General features: G+C 36.5%; 12 protein-coding genes and 1 pseudogene. 9 read left to right on the top strand and 4 right to left on the bottom strand.

The features are described 5' to 3' along the window. The first annotated feature begins 20 nt into the window (after positions 1 to 20). From AC51AA_RS18455 to AC51AA_RS18415, 9 genes and pseudogenes are all read left to right on the top strand, one after another. On the top strand, positions 21 to 3,122 hold the full coding sequence (locus AC51AA_RS18455; RefSeq protein WP_500703662.1) for a DUF5107 domain-containing protein: 3,102 nt from the start codon (positions 21 to 23) through the stop codon (positions 3,120 to 3,122). A gap of 63 nt (positions 3,123 to 3,185) precedes the next feature. Continuing rightward, positions 3,186 to 5,366: pseudogene (locus AC51AA_RS18450) on the top strand (M1 family metallopeptidase). 121 nt (positions 5,367 to 5,487) lie between these two features. Beyond that, positions 5,488 to 7,365: an alpha-1,3-galactosidase-related protein gene (locus tag AC51AA_RS18445; protein WP_500703661.1), complete on the top strand. Its 1,878-nt coding sequence runs from the start codon at positions 5,488 to 5,490 to the stop codon at positions 7,363 to 7,365. A gap of 190 nt (positions 7,366 to 7,555) precedes the next feature. Continuing rightward, positions 7,556 to 8,608 carry a substrate-binding domain-containing protein gene (locus AC51AA_RS18440; RefSeq protein WP_500703660.1) on the top strand — a complete coding sequence of 351 codons (1,053 nt, stop codon included), beginning with the start codon at positions 7,556 to 7,558 and terminating at the stop codon, positions 8,606 to 8,608. A gap of 999 nt (positions 8,609 to 9,607) precedes the next feature. Next, positions 9,608 to 12,610 (top strand): SusC/RagA family TonB-linked outer membrane protein, encoded by a 3,003-nt coding sequence (locus tag AC51AA_RS18435; RefSeq protein WP_500705659.1) that lies wholly within the window; start codon positions 9,608 to 9,610, stop codon positions 12,608 to 12,610. 10 nt (positions 12,611 to 12,620) lie between these two features. After that, on the top strand, positions 12,621 to 14,318 hold the full coding sequence (locus AC51AA_RS18430) for a RagB/SusD family nutrient uptake outer membrane protein (protein ID WP_500703659.1): 1,698 nt from the start codon (positions 12,621 to 12,623) through the stop codon (positions 14,316 to 14,318). A gap of 91 nt (positions 14,319 to 14,409) precedes the next feature. Continuing rightward, a complete protein-coding gene (locus AC51AA_RS18425) occupies positions 14,410 to 15,720 on the top strand; it encodes a DUF3472 domain-containing protein (RefSeq protein ID WP_500703658.1) in 1,311 nt (436 codons plus the stop codon). A gap of 88 nt (positions 15,721 to 15,808) precedes the next feature. Further along, positions 15,809 to 17,188 carry a Gfo/Idh/MocA family protein gene (locus AC51AA_RS18420; protein ID WP_500703657.1) on the top strand — a complete coding sequence of 460 codons (1,380 nt, stop codon included), beginning with the start codon at positions 15,809 to 15,811 and terminating at the stop codon, positions 17,186 to 17,188. A 166-nt stretch (positions 17,189 to 17,354) separates the two neighbouring features. Then, positions 17,355 to 19,217 (top strand): glycoside hydrolase family 35 protein, encoded by a 1,863-nt coding sequence (locus tag AC51AA_RS18415; RefSeq protein ID WP_500703656.1) that lies wholly within the window; start codon positions 17,355 to 17,357, stop codon positions 19,215 to 19,217. A gap of 66 nt (positions 19,218 to 19,283) precedes the next feature. Here the strand turns inward: AC51AA_RS18415 and AC51AA_RS18410 are convergent, their stop codons facing one another. The 4 genes from AC51AA_RS18410 to guaA form a co-directional block, all read right to left on the bottom strand. Continuing rightward, on the bottom strand, positions 19,284 to 19,685 hold the full coding sequence (locus AC51AA_RS18410; protein WP_500703655.1) for an OsmC family protein: 402 nt from the start codon (positions 19,683 to 19,685) through the stop codon (positions 19,284 to 19,286). Then, a complete protein-coding gene (locus AC51AA_RS18405; protein WP_500703654.1) occupies positions 19,685 to 21,772 on the bottom strand; it encodes a LysM peptidoglycan-binding domain-containing protein in 2,088 nt (695 codons plus the stop codon). The genes AC51AA_RS18410 and AC51AA_RS18405 overlap by 1 nt, the downstream gene beginning before the upstream one ends. 84 nt (positions 21,773 to 21,856) lie before the next feature. Beyond that, the gene (locus tag AC51AA_RS18400; RefSeq protein WP_500703653.1) at positions 21,857 to 22,192 is read right to left on the bottom strand and encodes a hypothetical protein; all 336 of its coding nucleotides are present in this window, start codon (positions 22,190 to 22,192) and stop codon (positions 21,857 to 21,859) included. Positions 22,193 to 22,305: 113 nt separating this feature from the next. After that, a complete protein-coding gene (guaA, locus tag AC51AA_RS18395; RefSeq protein WP_500703652.1) occupies positions 22,306 to 23,835 on the bottom strand; it encodes a glutamine-hydrolyzing GMP synthase in 1,530 nt (509 codons plus the stop codon). Positions 23,836 to 23,956: the final 121 nt, after the last annotated feature.

Raw genomic sequence — 23,956 nt, 5'->3', positions numbered from 1 at the left:
ACCCTAATCCATACTTCCATATGAAACTTAGACCACTTTTATCGATCATGCTCTTTGGAAGTCTGTTTATTCATGCGCAAAACAACCCCACCATAAAGGAATACAAAAAAGTATTTACTACTTATCCTTTTTCGGATCCAGATCCGATTCCAAAGCCGGACACCAAAATTTACCCGTACTACCGTTTTGATGGTTTTACTGCTAAAGCCGTACAAAAAGAATGGAAGGTAATTGAGTTGGAGAACGATTATATCAAGCTTACGATACTGCCAGAAGTGGGCGGAAAAGTTTGGTCTGCAATAGAAAAAGCAACAGGAAAAGACATTGTTTATAACAATCATGTTATCAAGTTCAGAGATATTGCCATGCGTGGTCCTTGGACCAGCGGCGGTGTGGAAGGCAATTATGGCATTATTGGTCATACGCCCAATTGTGCTACTCCTGTGGATTACACCACCATAACCAGAGCAGACGGAAGCGTCAGCTGTATAATTGGCGTTTTGGATTTACTCACCCGTACCTCTTGGAAATTAGACATTAACTTACCCAAAGACAAAGCCTATTTTACCACCTCTTCCTTTTGGTTTAATTCCACTGAAATGGAACAGCCTTATTACACCTGGATGAATACGGGTATTAAAGCGGGAAAAGATTTGCAATTTATTTATCCTGGAAAAAAGTATTTAGGTCATAATGGTGAATACAGTGCCTGGCCAATTGACAAGGAAACGAATAAAGATTTATCCTTTTATAAAAACAATAATTTTGGGGGTTACAAATCCTACCATGTATTTGGTAAATACAACGATTTCTTTGGTGGATACTACCATGACGAAGACTTTGGAATGGGAAGATACAGCAATCATGATGACAAACCAGGTAAAAAAATATGGATTTGGGGACTCTCTGGCCAGGGTATGATTTGGGAAAAATTACTAACCGATACTGATGGTCAATATGTAGAGGTACAAAGTGGAAGATTATTTAATCAAGCTGGTGAGACTAGTATCTACACCCCTTTTAAACAACGTTCATTTGCCCCATATCAAACCGATTCTTGGACAGAATATTGGTTTCCTGTAAAACAAACTAAAGGCTTTGTAAAAGCCAATGACTATGGTGCAGCCAATGTGATTAATGAAGATGGATGGTTGAAAATCTATTTTTCTCCACTACAAAAATTAAATGAAAAATTAGAAATTTTCAATGGTGATCAAAAAGTCTACTCTAAAGACATAGTGCTAAAAACCTTAGAAACATTCAAAGACTCGATTCGCATTGCCGTTGATTCCAATAAATTAAAACTCATCTTGGGAGGCAACAAACTTGTTTGGAATTCAGCTCCAGAAGATGGAGATTTGGCCCGCCCCGTAGAAATGCCAAAAGATTTTGATAACAATTCGGTTTATGGTCTGTATCTACAAGGAAAAAATTACATCAGTTTTAAAGACGATACAAAAGCAGCTCAGTTTCTGACGGACTGCTTGAAAAAAGATCCCTACTACGCTCCAGCTTTATCGGACTTAGCAGGCTTACGCATTAGAAATTTACAATACGCTGAAGCCCTTGCTTTGGCCAGTCGAGCCTTGGCTATAAACACCTACGACCCTGCGGCAAATTATTATTACGGTCTTGCTAATTTACATTTAGGAAACCGCACTGATGCTAAAGACGGATTTGATATTGCCGCTTCAAGTGTTGAATATCGCAGTACTGCTTATACGGCCTTGAGTAAACTTTATTTTACTGAAAACGACCTTACAAAAGCGATCGAATATGCACAAAAAAGTCTACTCAACAATCAATATAATATAGAAAGTTTACAATTGTTAGCCGTACTGTATCGCGTACAAAACAATGCTGATAAAGCAGCCGAAATAGCCCATAAGATCAGTACTATTGATCCTTTAAATCATTTTATTGCTTTTGAAAAATTTCTTTGGGAGTCTTCTCCTGCATCACAACTGCATTTCACCTCCAACATACGAAACGAAATGCCGGAACAAACCTATTTAGAATTAGGAATATGGTATCAGCAATTGGGACGAAAAGAAGAAGCTTTAAAAATCTTTTCTCTTGCAGTTCCCAATGCTGAAGTTCTCTACTGGAGAGCCTACTTGACCAATAAAACTGTTGATTTAAGTAGTATTCAACCTGGAATTAGTTTCCCTTTTCGCGCAGAAACGGCCCTTATTTTGGAAAATTTATTGCCTAACAATAAGCAATGGCAACTCAAATACCATCTGGCCTTAATCGAATGGAATCGCAACAACACTGTAAAAGCAAAAGAATTGTTTTTACAATGTGGTACGCAGCCCAATGACCCTGCTTTTTATGCAGCCAAGGCTTCCTTGATGAAAGAGGATGCAGCATTGGTATTGAAGAGTCTTCAACAAGCTATTGAACTGGCTCCTCAAGGATGGAGGTATCAAAAACTCTTAGCCGAGCATTACATCCTACAGAAACAATACGACAAGGCTTTGACTATTTCAGAGCGTTTTTATAAAAAACACCCCGAAAATTATGTCATGGGAATGTTATATGCCAAAGCATTGTTGTTAAACAAAAAATACGTTGTAGCTGATGCTTTTCTAACCCGATTAGAAATCCTTCCTTTTGAAGGAGCTACAGCAGGAAGACAATTGTATCATGAAGCTAAACTGATGCAAGCTGTGAAAGAAATCAAAAACAAGCAATACAAAAAAGCCCTACAATTTATTGCCGATGCCAAATTATGGCCTGAAAATTTAGGTGTGGGAAAACCCTATGAAACCGATATTGATGAAAGACTTGAAAATTGGTTGGACTATCAATGTTACAGTGGTCTACAAGATCAAGAAAGAGCGCTCCAATCATTGCAAAAAATCATTGTTTTCAAGCCTAAAGTTGACAATACAGTGATGAATTTCTTACCCGCCAATCAACTCGTTTCCGCTTGGGCGATCGAAAAAACGGCTACTGCTTCTAAAGCGCAACAGTGGTTACAAGAGCAAGCCAATGCGTATCCTAACCATAAAATTGTGCAGTGGTGTTTAGCCGTTTATACTAAAAAACTAAGCCCTAACTTAACAGAAGATGAAAAAGATGGAGAGGTTCGCATTATTGAAGCTTTACAACAATAAGTAAACAAAAAAGAAAAAAGACCTTTTGGTCGATCAAAGAATAATACTAGTAAATCAAACAAAATGAATACACTTTTTTTTAAATGTACCCTTATGAGTATGGTTGCTTTAGCCTGTCAAACAACAGTCGCGCAGCAAGCAAATCAAAACAAAGATGAATTGGCTATTTATAGAGTTACTCCTCAAAAAGTTCACGATTTAGTACACACCAAATTGGACGTCTCTTTTGATTATGGTAAGCGCTATTTATACGGAAAAGCTTGGCTTACACTCAAACCACACTTTTATACAACCGATTCTCTTACACTAGATGCCAAAGGGATGGATTTTAAAGAAATTGCGATCATCAATGGAAAGATAAAAACGCCTCTTAAATACACCTATGACAACGAGCAGCTTTTCATTACCTTAAACAAAACCTATAAAGGTTCAGAATCCTATACTATTTTTATTGAGTATACTGCAAAACCAGATGAGCTAAAAGCCAAAGGAAGTGCTGCCATTACCGATGCTAAAGGATTGTATTTCATCAATCCAGATGGCAAAGACGACAAACCAATTCAAATTTGGACACAAGGTGAAACGGAGTCTTCTTCGGCTTGGTTCCCTACAATAGACAAACCCAATCAGAAAACAACCGCTGAAATTGCCATGACTGTTGATGCCAAATACACCTCGTTGTCTAATGGAAAATTAACCTCACAAAAAGCAAACAAAAACGGCACTCGCACCGATACATGGAAGATGGATGTACCGCATTCTCCCTATTTATTCATGATGGCCGTAGGGGATTTTAAAATATACAAAGACAGTTATAATGGAAAAGAAGTAAGTTATTACCTCGAACCAAAATATGCGCCTTATGCCAAGCAAATTTTCGGAAAGACCCCCGATATGATGAATTTCTACAGCAAGATGTTGGGGGTAGACTATCCTTGGGTCAAATATGCCCAAATAGTCGCTAGAGATTATGTTTCGGGTGCGATGGAAAATACATCAGCCACTTTACATGGTGAGCAGGTGCAAAAAACAGCTAGAGAATTGCTCGATGATAATGGGGAAAGTACTATAGCTCACGAACTTTTTCACCAATGGTTTGGGGACTATGTAACAGCAGAATCTTGGTCAAACTTAACGATGAACGAATCATTTGCTACTTTCGGTGAAGTACTTTGACATGGACATGATGCTGGTCAAGATGCAGAGGACAGATCTCGTTATGAAAAATTACAAAACTGTTTGCGTTCTTCTAAAAATGGGATAAGTCCGCCATTGGCTCGTTTTCATTACCAAAATAGGGACGATATGTTTGATAATATCAGTTATTCGAAAGGTTCAATTATCTTGTATGCCATCAAAAATCAAATGGGAGATGCTGCCTTTTTTAAATCGCTAAATCGTTACTTAACCACCAATGCCTTTAAATCAGGAGAGACACATCAATTGCGTTTGGCAATGGAGGAAGTAACTGGAAAAGATTGGAATCCTTACTTTAACCAATGGTACTACGTGGGAGGTAATCCTATTTTGAATGTGGAATATGGTTATGCCAACGGAAAAGCAAGCATCGGAGTAAAACAAACACAAGACACTTCTATACAAACCTTCAGTTTACCATTAAAAGTTGATTTTTATGTAAATGGGACCAAAATAAGAAAGGATATTTTGATTGATCAAAGAGAACAGAATTTTAGTTTTGATGTTCCTGCTCAACCCAATTTTATAGATCTTGATCCCGATAAAATTTTAGTAGGTCAAGTGAACGACAACAAAAAAATAGCCGATTATCTGTATCAATACAAAAATGTTCCTACGTATTACAACAGAATTGAAGCGATAAAATTTGCGGCAAAAGAAAAAAGTCATGAGGCCCAACTTATATTATTAGCTGGTTTAGAAGATCAACAAGATGACTTAAGAATACTAAGTATTAAAGCCATTGATTTAGGCGATACCCAAATTAAAGAAACAGCTTTAAAAAGTTTACTCACTATTGCCCAAAATGATAAGAAAACCGCTAGCAGAGCAGCGGCAATTGTAAAATTGGCTGCAACGGGTGATGCCTCCTATAAAGCCTTGATGCAGGAAAGTATCAAAAATGAATCTTACAATGTGATTGCAGCAGGTATAACAGGGTTAACTAAGTATTCCGCAGCTGAGGCAGATCAAGCTTTATCCGCACTAGACCAAGACACTAAAAAGCATATAACACCACTGATCAAAAGATTTAGTAATCAAAAATAGTTCGTCAGTTCTTTACCATTAGAATCAAATAGGGAGTGTACTAAAGACCAATATCGGTCTTTAGTACACAACTTAACTATTTTAAAATTAACCATCCAAAAAGCAAAAAAAATAAACCCAGATGACAAAACATTTTCTCACCTTCACCCTATTCTCTCTTTTAACGATTTGTACCGCCCAAAATAAGGTCAAAAAAATAAATGTTACAGATTATGGTATTGTGGCCAATACGAAAGAAAATCTAACAGCCAAGGTCAATCAGCTCATCGAAGGGTTGGGTAACGAATCGGTACAAATCATTTTTCCAAAAGGACGCTATGATTTCTATCCTGATCCAAAGTACTATAGAACTTATTACGAGAGTAATACCTACGATGCAGACACACGAAAATTGGCTATACTAATCAAAGACAAAAAAAACATCACCATCGATGCCCAGCAGTCTGATTTTGTGTACCACCAGCACATACAACCTTTCACTTTAGATAATTCACAAAACATCACAATCAAAAATGTGAACATTGATTGGGATGTTCCTTTAACGTCTGAAAGTGAAGTGATAGAGGCCGATCAAAATCATATTTTGATGAAAATTGACATCACACAATCTCCCTATAAAATCCACGAAAAAGGTTTGACTTTCGTAGGTGAAGGAGCCAATGAAAACTGGGCCTTATCCAGTGGTTCATGGTTAATTGAGTTTGACAAAAATCATATTATTCCAGCCAATACTGGAGATAATGGTTGTGTCAAAGGGGATTTAAAAAATGTAAAATACAGTGAAGTAAAACCTGGTTTGGTTTTAATGCAAGGAAACTTTACCAAAACTCCTGCTGTTGGGAACTTCCTTGTACTAAGACATGGTACTCGCGATCACGCTGGCATGTTTTTATTTCATAGTAAAAACACCAAACTAGAGAACATTAATGTCTATCATACTTCTGGTTTGGGCATCTTATCCCAATACTGTGAAAATATAGAAATGAGAAATGTCAATATGATTCCTAATCCTCATAAAAATCGCTACCTAAGTGGACATGATGATGGGTTGCACTTTATGGGTTGTAAAGGGGAACTCATCATCGATAATTGCGATGCGCAAGGATTAATGGATGACCCTATCAACATTCACGGTACTTATGTACCCGTAGTTGAAAAAGTAGATGACTATTCCCTAAAATGCAAATTTGGTCAAGATATGTCTCACGGTTTATTATGGGCAGTCGTTGGAGATCAAGTGGGCTTTATTCAAAAGAAAGAAATGAATACCTTATCCTATGGTACTGTTTCCAGTTTTGAACCTTTAGATGTTGATCATTTTATTATTCGATTCAAAGATAAAATCCCCGCTACCCTAGATGCTAACTTTGTTTTAGAAAACATGAGTTGGACACCCAATGCTACCATTACAAATTGTTTTGTAGGTAGTAACCGAGCCAGAGGGTATTTGATCTCTACACCAGGGAAAGTACGTATTGAAAATAACATCTTTGAAACCAGCGGTTCGGCCATTCTTATTGCTGGAGATGCCAATTACTGGTACGAAAGCGGTGCAGTAAAAGATATTACTATTAAAAATAATGAATTTAGATTTCCGTGTAATTCGTCGTACTATCAATTCTGCGAAGCTGTGATTAGTATTTATCCTGAAATCCCAACACCAAATCCTTCGCAGCCTTTTCATAAAAATATAAAAATCGAAAACAACAGTTTCAATCCATCTGATTACCCCCTACTGTATGCCGTATCGGTAGACGGATTAAGTTTTAAAAACAATACCATCAAACGCAGTTTTGCTTTTACCCCTTGGTATCCTGAAAAATACAATTTTCGACTTGAGGCTTGTAAAAATGTAACCATTAGTGGAAATAAAATAGGAAAAGACGTATTGGGAAAAAACATCCTTCTTAAAGGAATGAAACGCGAAGAATTAAAGCTAACCAATACCGAATTAAGTGTTGAAATGGCACAAACTTCAAGCAAAGATTCACAGCCTTAATACAGGAAAAAAGGATATTTCTTAACTCCAAAAAGAGCTAATAGTCCTTGCGATAAATAAAACATACACCAGCTTTAATGAGCTGGTGTTAACTAAATCTCTGTCCATAATCATTCTTCATTGGATGAGCTCCGAGAGTATGATAACGCTTTAAAAATAACTTCTTAGTTACTTATATACTGGTCAACTTATGAATAAAAAATATACCATTAAAGATATTGCCCACCTCGCAGGAGTTTCTAAAGGCACCGTTGACAGAGTGCTACACAAGAGAGGAAAAGTTTCTCCATTAGCCTTAGAAAAAGTAAACGAAGTTTTAAATGTCATTCATTACGAACCCAATCTTATTGCCCGAAATTTAAAAAACAATAAGGTTTATCATATTTGTATCCTACTACCCGATCCTAAAATCGATCCTTATTGGTTACCGTGTATCCACGGTATAAAAGAGGCGGAAGCCGAATTTAAGGCCTACAATATACTGGTAGAAACCTTTTATTTCGACCCTGAAAAAACAACATCGTTCACTACTACTAATGACACCATAATAGCCAAAGCGCCCGATGCCGTTTTATTGGCTCCTTTATTCCATAAGGAAACCTTAGATGCTATCCATAAATACGACTCTTTAAAGATTATTGTGAACACTTTTAATAACCAGGTAGAATCGACTTCGATCAAAAATTTTGTTGGGCAAGATCTATTTAGAAGCGGCCGTGTCGCGGCAAAACTATTAAATTCGATTTTAGATAAAGGTCAGATTGCCATCATTCATATCGACGAGACTTATGAGAATGCGATTCACATGCAGGAAAAAGAGCGAGGTTTTAGAAACTATTTTAGCGAAACAGACCAATTAGCGTATCAGATTGCTACTTTGAACTTCAAAAGTCAAAATATCGAAGTTAGCTTAAAACAGTTCATCAATGAAAACCCTGAATTGTCTGCTGTTTTTATTACCACCTCCAAAGCTTATCAAATAGCCAAAACCATCAGTGCTGTTGAACATAAAAAAATTCGCATTATTGGCTACGATTTAATCGATGAAAATGTCAACCATCTCAATCTTGGTGTCATTGACTTTTTAATTCACCAAAACCAAAAAAGACAAGCCTATCTTGGCCTCACCTATTTAGTAGACCATTTTCTATTTCATAAAGAAACCCCCGCGGTAACCCTTTTGCCAATCGACATCATCAACTCTGAAAATGCGGCATTTTATAAAGAACAATCCATGGTTTAACAGCCATGCTACACCAAATACATCCTATTAGATTCGAATTCCTCTTTCCTATTGCGTAATACAAGAAGAGGAATCAGACTAATCCCTTTGGGCCTCCTGCTCTTTCAACACTACGTTACGCTTACTCACTCTTCATTAAAACCAACGCTTTGCTTTATTAATGCTTTCTTATGCGCAACCAAAAAAAAATCCCACTGGATTTTCTTAAAGAGCTTTCTATTATCCCAGTTACCAAATACGTGTCCCTTATTTCCTTCCAAAACAAACAAGCATACCTAAAATTTTAACTAAAAAAAGCCTGCGAATCGTCACGAGAATTTGAGCAACATTACGCCACAACAACTCGCTACAAAAAAACTTAAAATATCCTGTTTTACAGCTTCATAACAGCCCAATATATCACAAAAAATTAACAATAATACGTCTAAATCCTCAAGAGCACTTCCACTCTATGAATAAGAATTCCATAACTTTTTCATCAATCTAATTCTATATTTTGTCATCTAATAATAATTATGTGCAAAATTGCAATTTTTCAACAAAAATGAATCCTCATTTTTTTTAGCAAAAAACTAGAATTTTACGACTAAAAAAACATTTCTACTAATTTTTATGTGCTCGAGAACACAAATATCGTGTGTTCGAGCACATTTTTAGTGCATTTCCTTGTTTAATATAAATTAAATATATAGTTTCGTCATATCTTAATAAAAACACACCTTTTTTCTGTTAAAGAATTGTGATGAAATAAACAAGAAAAAGAGGATGCAATTAAGAATACATAAATAAAATTCAAAACCCTTTTATAGGCTAAAGAATAATTAATTGAGATTTCATTTAAGGTCATTTTCCTTAGAGCTATTATTATAAAGAGATTACCAGTTCACGTAGAACGCATTATTAACCAACCCCATTTTTAAGAATATGAACTTATTAATTGAAAAAAAACCTAGAAGTTTGCGGTTTCAAAAATTATCTAGTAAGGAAGTCAAATTAACAGTGCTTTCATTGTTAGCATTCACGTTCCAGATTTCAACAGCTGCTCCGACCAAAAAAATCAGCACAAACAGCATTGATTTATCATTAATTCAAAAAATTGTTAAGGGTAAAGTCACAGATACTAATGGAGTCCCTCTTCCTGGGGTGAATGTTCTAGTAAAAGGAACAACCATCGGTGTACAAACCGATTTCAATGGTGAATTTGCCATTGAAGTGGCAGACCACCAAACGGTGTTGATCATTTCATATATGGGAATGCAGGAGCAAGAAGTAACGGTAGGCAAAGGACCAATCTCAGTTACCTTAAAAGAAGCCGGGCAACAAATGAACGAAGTTGTTGTGGTTGGTTACTCTAAAATAAAAAAACAAAGTCTTACAGGAGCATTACAAACTTTAGACAACAAAAAGTTAACCAATGTAACCACTCCATCTGTAGAGAATTTATTAGCTGGTAAAGCAACCGGAGTAAATGTAACTTCTGGAAATGGAAAACCAGGAGATGCAGGTAAAATAGTTATCCGTGGAAAAACCACTGTTAACGGAAGCACAGATCCATTATGGGTAATTGATGGTGTTATTGTAGGGAGTAGTTCAGGAAACATGAATCCTGCTGATATCGAAACTTTAACCGTACTTAAAGATGCGGCTTCTACTGCTGTTTATGGTTCACAAGGAGCAAATGGTGTTATTGTTGTGACCACAAAAAGTGGTAAAAATGGAAAAGCAACTATTAATGCCTCTATGAAAACTGCTGCAACAACTGTAAATTCAGGAAATTTCAGCATTATGAATGGAGAAGAATTATACGACTTATACGATTCATTCGCTAATAAACAAGATTTTAGTAATGTTTGGTGGTGGAATCCACAATTGAGAAATAAAAATTACGATTGGTGGAAAAATGCGACGAGAACCGGTATTGCAAAAGATTTTAACCTCTCTATAAACGGGGGTACTGATGTCTTTAAAAGTTATGTTTCTCTTGGTGTTTATGATGAGACAGGTGCTGTAAAAGGATATGATTACACGCGTTACAACTTACTTCTTAAATTTAGTTATAAAGTAAACGACTGGTTAACCATTCGTCCTCAAGCCAATATTACTCGTATTGAAACCAACGACCAACAACATGATGTAGGGGCTATGTATGGTAATATGCCTTGGGATAATCCCTACCTAGCTGATGGTACTTTGGTAGGAAACCAACCAAACCCTACTTGGGTAAATACAACTGGTTCAAACTATTTGTATGACTTACAATGGAATTTTGCAGAATCTGAAAGATATGCGGTACGAAGCAATTTAGACTTTGATATTAAATTCAATTCTTGGTTGACCTTTACTTCTACCAATAACTATACTTTTTCAAACTTCAATTCAATGAATTACACCGATCCTAGATCATCTGGAGGATTGGCCGTCAAAGGAAGAATTGAAGACAACACCAGTAGCAACAATCGTCTTTATACAAGTCAATTGTTTAAATTCAATAAATCCTTTGGTGTACATGCTTTAAACGCGGTTGCAGGGTATGAGTGGAATGAATATAGTGGTAAAAGTACAGTAGGAGTTGCCACAGGTCTACCTCCTGGGTTTATCGTTTCAGATGCTGCCGCTGTCCCAGAAAAAGTGGGTGGAAGCAGATCCGAATGGGCTGTACAATCCTTGTTAGCCAACATCAATTACACTTATGACGACCGTTACATGGCACAATTTTCATTGCGTCGTGATGGAGCTTCTAATTTTGGAAAAAATGCACGATATGGTAATTTCTTTTCTATCAGTGGTGGTTGGAATATCCATAAAGAAAGTTTCTTTACAGCAGATTATATCAACAACTTGAAACTAAGAGCAAGTTATGGTTCGGTAGGAAATAGACCAACAGGCTTATACTTACACTTACCGTTATACTCTGTGGAATCTAGTTATAATGAAAACCCTGGAGCTCTTATTTCACAAATTGCAAATCCTAATTTAAGTTGGGAGAAAACCTTTACAGCTGGTGTTGGTTTAGATGCTAGCTTTTTCAACAGAGTGAATGTAACCTTGGATTATTATGATAAAGACACCTCAGGTTTATTATATCAAGTACCCCTTCCGGGAGTTATTGGAGTAACAAGCATCTGGAAAAATGTTGGTGCTGTAAGAAACAAAGGTTTTGAGGCTACGGTTAGTGTAGATGTTATCAAGAATAAAAATTGGTTATGGAATGTAGATGCTAATATTGGTTTCAACAAAAATGAAGTAACGAGTCTTTACGGAACCAAACAACAAATTATCGTAGGGGACGGAAGCAATATTGCGGGTTCAGCGTACAAACTATTAAAACCTGGCTATGATGTAGATACTTGGTATCTTACCGAGTGGGCTGGCGTAGATCCTGCTACTGGTAAAGCGCAATGGTTTAAAACAGATGCCACTAGTGGAGAGCGTGTTAAAACATTTAGCTATGGTGATGCCTCAAAAAACCAAATTGCTGCTGGAGCATACACCCCAGATTATTATGGTGGATTTTCAACATCTTTAACCTATAAAAATTTCGATTTAGGAGCTGTCTTTAGCTACTCAGTAGGAGGTAAAATTTACAATTATGCTCGTGCGGAATTTGATTCCGATGGAGCCTATACAGACAGAAATCAAATGAACCTTCAAGAGGGTTGGAACCGTTGGGAAAAACCAGGTGATATTGCCACACACCCACAGGCCATTTATGATAACAATAGTCAATCAAATAAATCATCTACTCGTTTCTTAGAAGATGGATCTTACTTAAAAATGAGAAGTCTCTCGTTTGGATATAATGTACCTGTTGAGCGTTTGAACATCTCTAGCTTAAGATTATTTGTCTCTGGAGAAAACTTATTCACCATAACAGATTTCTCAGGTGTTGATCCAGAGATCCCACCTTCAGAAGCTAGCGGTGTAAGATCGGTAACAGGAGTTGCTACCTCTGTATACCCTCAGACACGCAAATTTGTACTAGGTTTAAATCTTACTCTTTAAAAAAAAAATCATGAAAAAAATATTTATATTATGTATGGCCTTAAGTTTTCTATCTTCATGTGAATTAGATCGAGAACCATACGGATCATATACACAGGATAAAATTTTACAAGACAAAGTAGCTGCTGTAGAAGTATTACTTAGTGGATGTTATGCACAACTTAAAGGATGGTCTGATGTCATGCACCGTGTTGGAGAATATCCAGGAGATAACATCATGATTAGAGGAACCTCTACTGATGCCTTCTATTCTTTTATTTCCTATCAGCATGTCACTAATAATGACAGACTATCTACATTTTGGAACAATAGTTATAAAATCATTTCACAATCAAGTGATTTAATGAAAATGATTTCCGAAGGAGAAAGCACTAAAACTGATCAACAGTTAGGAGAAGCGTATTACTTAAGAGGAATGATCTATTTTTACTTAACCCGTACCTATGGTAGACCTTATGCACAATCTCCTGAAACCAATTTGGGAGTACCAATCGTAAATGGATTACCAGCTGACATCGATAACATCAACCTTCCAGACAGAGCAACAGTAAAAGCTTCTTACGAGCAAGCGATTAGTGATCTTAAAAAAGGGGAAGCCTTAATGAATGAAAGCAGAACAGCTTCATATGCAACAAAAGAAGCAGCGCAAGCGATGCTTTCTAGAGTATACTTATATATGAGTGGAACATACGAGAGTCCAAATCAAGAATATGCTTCTTTATCGATTGACTATGCTAATAAAGTACTCTCTAGTGGTCGTTATAATTTGTTAAACAGAAATGACTTTATGAAATACAACACCTTTGCTCCAGATGCAAGCGGACAAACAGAAACTATTTTTGCTGTTAAACGTGTCGCATCAGAATTCTCAGGTGATGATCATTATTATGGAATTGGAGGTATGTATGCCAACATTCAAGGACAAGGATGGGGAGAAATGTATGCTAGTGCTAAATACCTTGATTTGTTACGCAAATCAGGTATGAAAAAAGATGCAAGATGGGCGTTTGTCGATCCACAATATGAATTAGATGCTGCAAACAATAAAACAGCAGCTTTCCGTTTTATCACGGACTCAAAAGATGCTACTGGTACACAAACAGGATACAACTATATACAGCAGCCACTTAAGACTAATTCAAATGGTTCTTATTATATCACTATCGGAACTACAGATTATAATCTTACAGCAGTTAATGTTGCTGAAAACCAATACGCTATTACTTATGAAGGTAAGACCTACACAGGGGAGAAAGATTATATGATGTTATTAAATCGTGTCTATCCAATGTATTACATTACGAAGTGTTCTCTACAAGACAACAGTTCTCATCTACACTCACCTACTATTTCAAGATTAGCAGAAATGTACTTGAATATGGCTGAAGCCTATGCTAAAAAAGGAGACTACACCAATGCCTTGACCAACTTGAACATTATTCGTGAAAGAGCAATCGTAGGTGGTGGTTATACTTCATTAAACAGTACAAATGCAGTACAACGTATCGATGAAGAACGTCAATTAGAGCTTGCATTTGAAGCACACCGTGGCTATGATGTTTACAGAAATGGACAAACCATGACTCGTCATTATCCTGGTCCTCATAAACCAATGATTGATTTTCCAGCATCAAGTCTAAGAGTAGTACAATATATTCCACAATCGGAAATCAACGCATACCCAGGAACTTTGACTCAAAATCCGTAATTTATTTAGATTGTTTGTTTTTGAAGCCTCTCTAATTTGGTAGATTAGAGAGGCAATTTTTAAAAAGTAAAAAAAACTAATTACACAGAAAATGAAAAACTTATTTTGCTTATTTCTTGCTTCGTTATTCATGTCTTTCACTGGAATTGATCCCAATGAAAATCCAGCGAAAAACAATCCAAAAACGACTATTTCTTTGCCTTTGGCTGGAAATGCATTTAGTTCTAAACATTTAGAAGACAATAACAGCATTACCAATCGCGGTATTGAAAACTGGACGGACTCGAAGGAATTTTTTACGGCCTACTTTAGAGTTTCTAAAGCGGGAACCTTTCAAATTACCGTTGAAGAATCCGTAACGGTTTATGGTCCATCAGAACTGGAGTTTTCGATTAACAATGTAGCTAAAAAAGTAAAATTCGATACTTCAAAAAAAGCCATCACAGTAGGAACTTGGAAAGTTAACAAGGAAGGTTATGTGGCCATTAAAATAAAAGCCATCAACAAAACAGGAGACCGCTTTCCCTCTCTTGATCGCTTAACTATTTCAAGTGCAGACTATGAGGGTAAAATCTCTTATGTCCCGAACAATGAAGGGAGTTTTTATCACTGGGGACGTCGTGGTCCATCGGTACATTTAAACTATCAAGTACCTGAAACCACCAATGCAGCCTGGTACTACAACGAAGTTACCATCCCTGTAAATGAAGACAAAGTTGGTTCGTATTTTATGGCCAATGGTTTTGGAGAAGGCTATTTTGGTATTCAAGTAAACTCACCAACCGAAAGAAGAGTTTTATTTTCTGTTTGGAGTCCCTTTACAACAGATGATCCGGCTAGCATTCCAGAGACGCATAAAATTAAAATGCTTAAAAAAGGAGAAAATGTGCATACTGGTGAATTCGGAAACGAAGGATCAGGTGGTCAAAGTTATCTGAAATACAATTGGAAGGCAGGAACTTCTTATAAATTTCTATTGAGTGGAATACCGCAAAAGAACAATACGACCAATTACACAGCCTATTTCTTTGCTCCTGAATTGAATAAATGGTTATTAATCGCTAGCTTTAGCCGCCCAGAAACGAATACATATTTAAAACGTTTTCATTCGTTTCTAGAGAATTTTATTCCCGAACAAGGAGATCTATCGCGTAAAGTTTTATTCAATAATCAATGGGTTTGTGACGACAAAGGGAATTGGTCAGAAATCAACACCGTTCGTTTTACAACAGACAATACTGGAACTAAAGAATACCGAATGGATTTTGCAGGTGGACTGGATCAGAATTCCTTTTATTTGAAAGATGGAGGTTTTTTCAACAATTACACCACTCCAAAAACAAGTTTTACTAGGCCCTTAAACAATAAAAAGCCTGAAATAAATTTCAATAATCTACCTTAAATAGGTATTTGTATAAAGCAACAACACAAAAACAATTTTTCCTGATAATCAACAGTACGATTATCAAACAAATCAAATTAATTAAATTATGAAAACTAGTATTTTTAAATTCATGTTAGTGGCTTGTCTTTTGTTTGGATGGACAAGTGCATCAGCACAAATGATCAAAACTAAAGCACCTGCACGTGCAAAAGGACAAGAAGATGTTCTACGTTTAGCAACTGCACCAATCCCAACTGTCCGTGTGGCTTTTATTGGTTTAGGAATGCGTGGACCAGGAGCTGTAGAACGTATGACACACATACCAGGTGTGGAAATCGTAGCACTTTGTGATATGTTAGAAAAAAACACACAATCAGCTAATGAAATTTTAACCAAAGCTGGACTTCCAAAAGCATTAGAATTTTCTGGAGATGAAAACGCTTGGAGAAAAGTTACCGCTTTACCAAACGTAGATTTAGTATACATCGCTACAGATTGGAAACACCATGCACAAATTGGTGTTCAAGCAATGAAAGACGGTAAACACGTTGCCATTGAAGTTCCAGGTGCAATGAATATGAAAGAAATCTGGGATCTTATTGATACTTCTGAGAAAACGCGTAAGCACTGTATGCAACTTGAAAACTGTGTATATGACTTCTTCGAATTGACTACATTAAACATGGCTCAACAAGGTTTATTTGGAGAGATTCTGCATGCTGAAGGTTCTTACATTCACGGTCTACAACCTTTCTGGGGTGAATACTGGAATAACTGGAGAATGGATTACAACATCAAACACCGTGGAGATATCTATGCAACACATGGTATGGGACCTGCTTGTCAGGCGTTAAACATTCACCGTGGTGATAAAATGAATTTCTTAGTTTCTATGGATACAAAAGCAGTTGGAAACCCTGCTTTCATCAAAGAAAAAACAGGAAAAGAAATTAAAGACTTTAGAAATGGTGATCACACCATGACGATGATTCGTACTGAAAACGGGAAAACAATTCAAATTCAACATGATGTTACATCTCCTAGACCTTATAGCAGAATGTATCAATTAAGTGGTACTAAAGGTTTTGCAAACAAATACCCTTTCGAAGGATATGCTTTAGACGGTAAAGAATTAAGTGATGACGTAAAACCAAACCACGAGAAGTTGAGTGCACACTCTTATGTTCCTGACGAGGTTAAAAAAGCTTTGATGCAAAAATACAAACACCCAATGGTGAAGAATATCGAAGAGCAAGCGAAAAAAGTGGGTGGACACGGTGGAATGGATTTCATCATGGATTACCGTTTGATTCACTGTTTACAAAAAGGACTTCCTTTAGATATGGATGTTTACGATTTAGCAGAATGGTCTTGTTTAGCTCCATTAACTGAAATCTCACTTGATAACGGTTCTGCTCCAGTAGAAATCCCAGATTTCACACGTGGTGGATGGAACAAATTAAAAAAATTAGAATTTTCAGAATAATATGTTTGGTTAGTTAAGTAGCAACAAGAGGACACTTTTTAAGGACGTCCTCTTGTTCGTTATGTACAACTTGCCTCAATCAAATCAGTTCTAGATTCTTTTTTGAAATTCGCATCAACCAAAAAACCAATTTCACAATATATTTTAATCATTACTTCTATTAAAAATGAAAAAAGTCTATTTAACCCTCCTATTTTCTCTTCTGACCCTCTCGGCCGTAACGGCCCAGCAAAAACAAACTTTTGCGATTAGTGATGGTCATTTTTTATTAAACGGGAAACCAGTACAAATTCACTCAGGTGAAATGCATTATTCTCGTATTCCTCAGCCTTATTGGCGTCATCGTCTAAAGATGATGAAATCGATGGGTTTAAATGCGGTAGCGACCTATGTCTTTTGGAACTACCACGAAACAGCTCCAGGAGTTTGGGATTTTAAATCGGGAAACAAAAACCTAGCTGAATACATCAAAATAGCACAAGAAGAAGGTCTATTCGTTATTTTACGTCCAGGTCCTTACGTATGTGCTGAATGGGAATTTGGAGGTTATCCATGGTTCTTACAAAATGTTCCCAATATGGTCATTCGCGGTTACAATAAAGAATATTTAAGCGCTACCAAAGCCTATTTTACTGAGCTATACAATCAAGTTAAAGACTTGCAAATTACCAAAGGTGGTCCCATCATTATGGTACAAGGCGAAAATGAATTTGGTTCGTATGTTGCCCAACGTAAAGATATTCCCTTAGCTGATCATAAAAAATACAGCGCAGCGGTTTTTCAACAATTAAAAGATCTTGGCTTTGAAGTTCCTTTCTTTACTTCTGACGGAAGTTGGTTGTTCGAAGGTGGTGCTTTACCAGGTGCCTTGCCAACCGCCAATGGCGAGAGTGACATTAAGAAATTAAAAGATGTTGTCAATAAATACAACAATGGTCAAGGCCCTTATATGGTAGCGGAATTTTATCCAGGTTGGTTGGATCATTGGGCAGAACCGTTCCCAACACAAGCACCAGAAGAAACGGCTCAGTTGACCAAAAAATACCTAGACAATCAAGTTTCATTCAACTATTATATGGTTCATGGTGGAACAAATTTCGGTTTTACTACTGGAGCCAATTACGATAAAGAACATGACATTCAACCCGACATGACTTCTTACGATTATGATGCTCCTATTAGTGAAGCAGGTTGGGCCACTCCAAAGTACAATCTACTTAGAGAGTTATTAAAAACAAAAGAAACTCCTGCAGTTCCTGAAAAAATGCCAATCATTACCATTCCTAATATTGCTTTGACTAAAGCGGTTGATTTAGCTGATTTAAAAGCTAAAATCACTCCTGTTACTAGTGATACCCCCCTAACGTTTGAACAACTAAACCAGGGTGATGGATATGTATGGTACAGCAAAAGATTCACCCAACCCATTAGCGGAAAACTAGAACTAAACGGATTACGCGATTATGCCGTAGTGTACGTAAATGGTAAAAAAGTAGCCGAATTAAACCGTTACTACAAAAAATACGACTGTGAAATTGACGTTCCTTTCAATGCTACTTTAGACATTATCGTAGAAAACATGGGACGTATCAATTATGGCTCTCAAATTAATGCTAACAATAAAGGAATCATTAGTCCGGTTATCATTAATGGTGAGACGATTACGGGAGATTGGAAAATGTATCAGTTACCAATGGCCCAAGAGCCTGATTTAACTGCTTATAAAAATTCAGCTAAAATAGACCGCCCAACTGTATACCAAGGTACTTTTACCCTGAGTAAAACTGGAGATACGTTTTTAGATATGCGTGATTGGGGCAAAGGAATTGTCTTTGTAAACGGTATCAATATTGGACGTTACTGGAGTGTTGGTCCGCAACAAACCCTTTACCTACCAGGATGCTGGCTTAAAAAAGGCAAAAACAATATTGTTATTTTTGAACAAAAGAATCAAACCTTACAAAAGGGAGTAAAATCAATTAGTACACCTGTACTACAAGATTTAAGACCTGAAAAAGGACAATGGTAGTCTTTTATAGTAAACAAAAAGCCATCGAGAAATCGATGGCTTTTTGTTTATAAATACAGTACGAAATTACTTCCAGTTAAAAGTAATTCGTTTTTCGATTTCGGTATTCAAACTCAAGAAAACAGGACAAGTCATCGCTGCTCTTTCTAATATCGTCTTACTTTTTTCATCTGCTACACCCTTCATTTCAAAAGCAATTTCAATCGCGCCTATTCTTCTTGGTTCAGCATTCATGATCTTAGTCACTTCCGCAGTCGAATCGTTAATATTTACATCCATATCACGCGCTTTGATTCCCATGATGGTCATCATACAACTTGCCAATGCGTTAGCTACTGTATCGGTTGGAGAAAAGGCCTCGCCTTTTCCGTTATTGTCTACTGGTGCATCTGAGATAATCTCACTTCCTGATTGCACATGGATTGATTTTGTTCTTAAATCGCCTAAATAGGTTACTTTTGATGTCATTAATTTGCTACTTTTAAAGTTAAATCGGTATCGTAATATAAAATGTAAACACCTTTATTTGCGTGCCCACCATCTTCTTTTTTATAGAACTGAAATTTATTATCCACCTGTTCTGTGGTCATTAAATCAGTTGTTTCTTGATACGTTTTTCCTTGTACCAAACGCATCATAGTATCAAAAGTTACGTCAAATCCTCTAGTTGCATAAGTATTTGGATTCACTTTATTTTTTAATCTGTATTCTTTTTCAAAAACTAAAACAGCAGCTTCATCGCTTTCACGAGTCACAGAAGGATACATCAATTTCAATTTTACTAATTGATCAAAATTTATTTCATCGGTATCCAATGTACTGTTTGGCTCTAAAATCACCAATTGTACCTGACAGCTCTTTTGTGCATCAATTAGCGCTTTTATCGTTGTTCTAACCATAGCTGTATTAGCGGTCTCCATTACCACATAATTGATTCTATTAGGTAACAATAAACTTTTTAAGCTAGAGACATCTAGACCACCTGTTTCGGTTAAATTGGCAAAAACAACGCCCTTTTGCTTTTGTTTGATATAATTGATTACTGATTCTTTCTTTCTATCAACCACGGCAACAATATTTCCGTTTTTTGCACGCATATAGTCGAAAACAGCATTTCGCACCACATCACTTCCTGGTATGGTCTGATACAAATTATCAATCGGATTTGCACTATCTTTAGACAAAGGTGAAATCACTGGAACATTATACAAACGAAGCGTATTGGCCGTAGCCTCAGCATTGTTTTGATAAAATGGACCTACTACAGCATCGGCATCTTGCAATTTATTCTGTGCTAGCAAATTCGATACATTCGAAGTGTTTTTTGTTTCCTGAGAATCGTAAATCGCCACATCTATTGGCAACTTTAACGCTTTAGCAGAATCGATTGCCATCATTGCACCTGAATAAAAATCAAGTGTCATATTCAAAAATTTATCCCCTTTAATTCGGCTTGAGGCACTAAGGGTGTCTCCTTGCATTTTGGCCAAATTAAACGGCAGTAATAAAACTAATTTCTTGCGATCGTTTTGACCTCTTTTTTTGGTTAACTCCACCACTTCAGGAGCAGCAGCCACCGTTTCTGATTTTACTTTCTCCACAATTTTGATCGTTCCTGCATTTTCAACTGCTTTTTCAATTACAGGCTGTTGTTGTGCAATAATAGGTGCTGGTGCCAAATATCCTGTTGGAACTTTTAAAACCATTCCTTCTTTTACGCCCTCGGTAAGTGTCGGGTTTAACGCCACTAATTCCTCTTGTGTCAAATGAAAAGTCCTCGATAAACTATAAAAAGTTTCTTTAGGTTTCACCTGATAATCCATATAAGTTGTGGCTTTTTTAGTTGCTCCAACTGTTTTTTTAGTTTCAACAGCCTTAGCTACATTGCTCACTGGAGTTGCTGCTTCAGTTTTAGGTGCGATTCCTTTTATGGTCAATCGATACCCAATCGGTAAATTAGCTACAATACTAGGATTACGTCGCTCTAAGTCCTCAATGGTCGTACTGTATTTTTTAGCAATCGAAAATTTAGTTTCTTTTGCTAAAACATCATGATAAACATACTTTTCTTGAGCGCTTGTTTTGGCAGTTTTATTTGATGCTACGGCTGCTTTAGCGGCAGATCCTTTTGCAGGAATCACCAATTTTTGTCCAATTTGGATACCCGTTTTTTCCAGAAAAGGATTGGCTGCTTTCAAAGCTTCGTCTGAAATACCATACTTTTTTTCTATACTGTAAAAAGTTTCCTTTGGCTGCACCTCGTGGATCATTTCCTTGGTATTCCCCCCTGTTTTTATAACAGTCGTTTCCTGTTTTGCTGCAACCGAGGCTACTTTGCCTGTATGGGTGGGTATCAACAAAACTGAATTTGGCGTTAATCCTCTACGCGCATCCGGGTTTAGAGCGTATATATCATAAGGAGTAACTTTAAATTTTACTGCAATTTGATTAATCGTTTCTCCACTTGCGACAGTATACTTCACTACTTTTTCCTGAGAAAAAGCGGAACTCGCAACAAAAAAAACTAAGGACAATAAAGGTGAATAATATTTCATATATAGGACTTAAACAATTTAATTTCTAGTTCACAAACGACTCCTTTTTCTTCAAACAAGATTCGGGCCACTTGTCATGCCACACTAATTATTACTTAGGTTAACTTCTACCTTAGCGATAATACTGTTTTTATATAACTCATTTTCTTTATTTTTCTTGTATTTAGGGATCACTTCTTCCTTATTTAAGTATCCAAATAGACCAATACAGTGGGAAATAACCTTAATTTTCAATAAAAAACTAGTGCTAAAATATACAGAATCAATGAGTTTCACAATCCACTCATCTCTTAGTATTGCTACTGTAAATATACCTAAATCTAGATAAAAGCCGTTTGAAACTTCTCTAAGATTATCATAAACTTCAGCGCTGGGGATTTCGCACCTTAAAAGTGGCTTGTTAGACTGCTGATCCTTCATCTCTTATCCAATAATACAAGTACACCATCAAAATCACAGAAAAACCTCTTCTAAATTGTAGGCAAAAAAAAAGCATTACTAAAGTAATGCCTCTTTTTTTTTAAAACGATGTCCTATTCCCACTCAATAGTTGCTGGTGGTTTTGAACTAATATCATAAACGACACGATTCACGCCTTTTACTTTATTAATAATATCGTTTGATACTTTCATCAAGAAATCATATGGTAAATGTACCCAGTCAGCTGTCATACCGTCAGTAGATTCAACAGCTCTAAGCGCTACTACTTTTTCATAAGTACGCTCATCACCCATTACTCCAACACTATTTACCGGAAGCAAAATAGCTCCAGCTTGCCAAACTTTATCGTACAATCCCCAAGACTTTAAACCGTCAATAAAAACAGCATCAACATCTTGTAAAATCTGTACTTTTTCAGGTGTAATATCTCCTAAAATTCTAATTGATAATCCAGGTCCTGGAAAAGGATGTCTTCCTAATAATTCTGGATCTATTCCTAAACTAGCTCCCACTCTTCGAACTTCGTCTTTAAACAACATTCTAAGTGGTTCTACAATTTTTAATTTCATATAATCTGGTAACCCACCAACATTGTGGTGTGACTTAATCGTAGCCGAAGGTCCTTTTACAGAAACAGACTCGATAACATCAGGATAAATAGTTCCTTGAGCCAACCATTTAACATCTTCAATAAGGTGTGATTCATCATCAAAAACTTCGATAAATACACGACCAATTGTTTTACGTTTGGTTTCTGGATCACTAATTCCTGCTAATTGGCCAAGAAAACGATCTCCAGCATCCACTCCTTTTACATTTAATCCCATTCCTTTGTATTGATCCAATACATTTTGGAATTCGTTTTTACGAAGTAAACCGTTATTAACAAAGATACAATATAGGTTTTTACCAATCGCTTGGTGTAATAAAACTGCCGCTACAGTAGAATCTACTCCACCTGACAATCCTAAAACTACTTTATCATTTCCTAATTTTTCCTTCAATTCCCCCACCATCTCTTCAACAAAAGCATTTGGTGTAAAGTTTTGAGGAACTTCAGCAATATCTACTAAAAAGTTCTCCAACATTTTCGATCCATCTGTAGAATGGAAAACTTCTGGATGATACTGAATAGCGTAAGTTGTTTCACCTTCAATTTTGTAAGCAGCAAATTCTACATCGTGAGTACTGGCTAATTTCACAGCATTAGTTGGTAAGGCCTTAATACTATCACTATGACTCATCCAAACTTGACTGTTTTCAGAAACCCCTTTAAAGAAAACTTCATCCTCTTTAATATAAGATAAATTAGCTCTACCATATTCTCTGGTGTTCGAAGCAGCTACTTCACCACCACTAAAGTGAGCTAAATATTGTGCTCCGTAACAAACGGCCAATAAAGGAAGTTTGCCTCTAATTTGCGATAAATCAGGATGCGGAGCATCTTCTGCACGAACAGAAAATGGGCTTCCTCCCAAAATTACGGCTTTATAAGGTGATAAATCACTTGGAAAGTGATTGTAAGGAAAAATTTCGCAGAATATATTTAATTCGCGAACTCTACGCGCAATAAGCTGAGTATATTGCGATCCGAAATCTAAAATAAGTACGTTGTGTTGCATGCGCAAAAATACTTTTTATATTCGAATTTGAAAAATTGATTTTTAATTTTTTTTTAGCTTTTCTTTTTATCCGTTTCTAACAGCCTATAATTTTGAATCTTAGGTCATAAAAAACAGCGCT

This window comes from Flavobacterium sp. OHVDL-2026-0007 (assembly GCF_059882335.1).
This window is presented reverse-complemented; position numbering and strand designations above follow the sequence as displayed.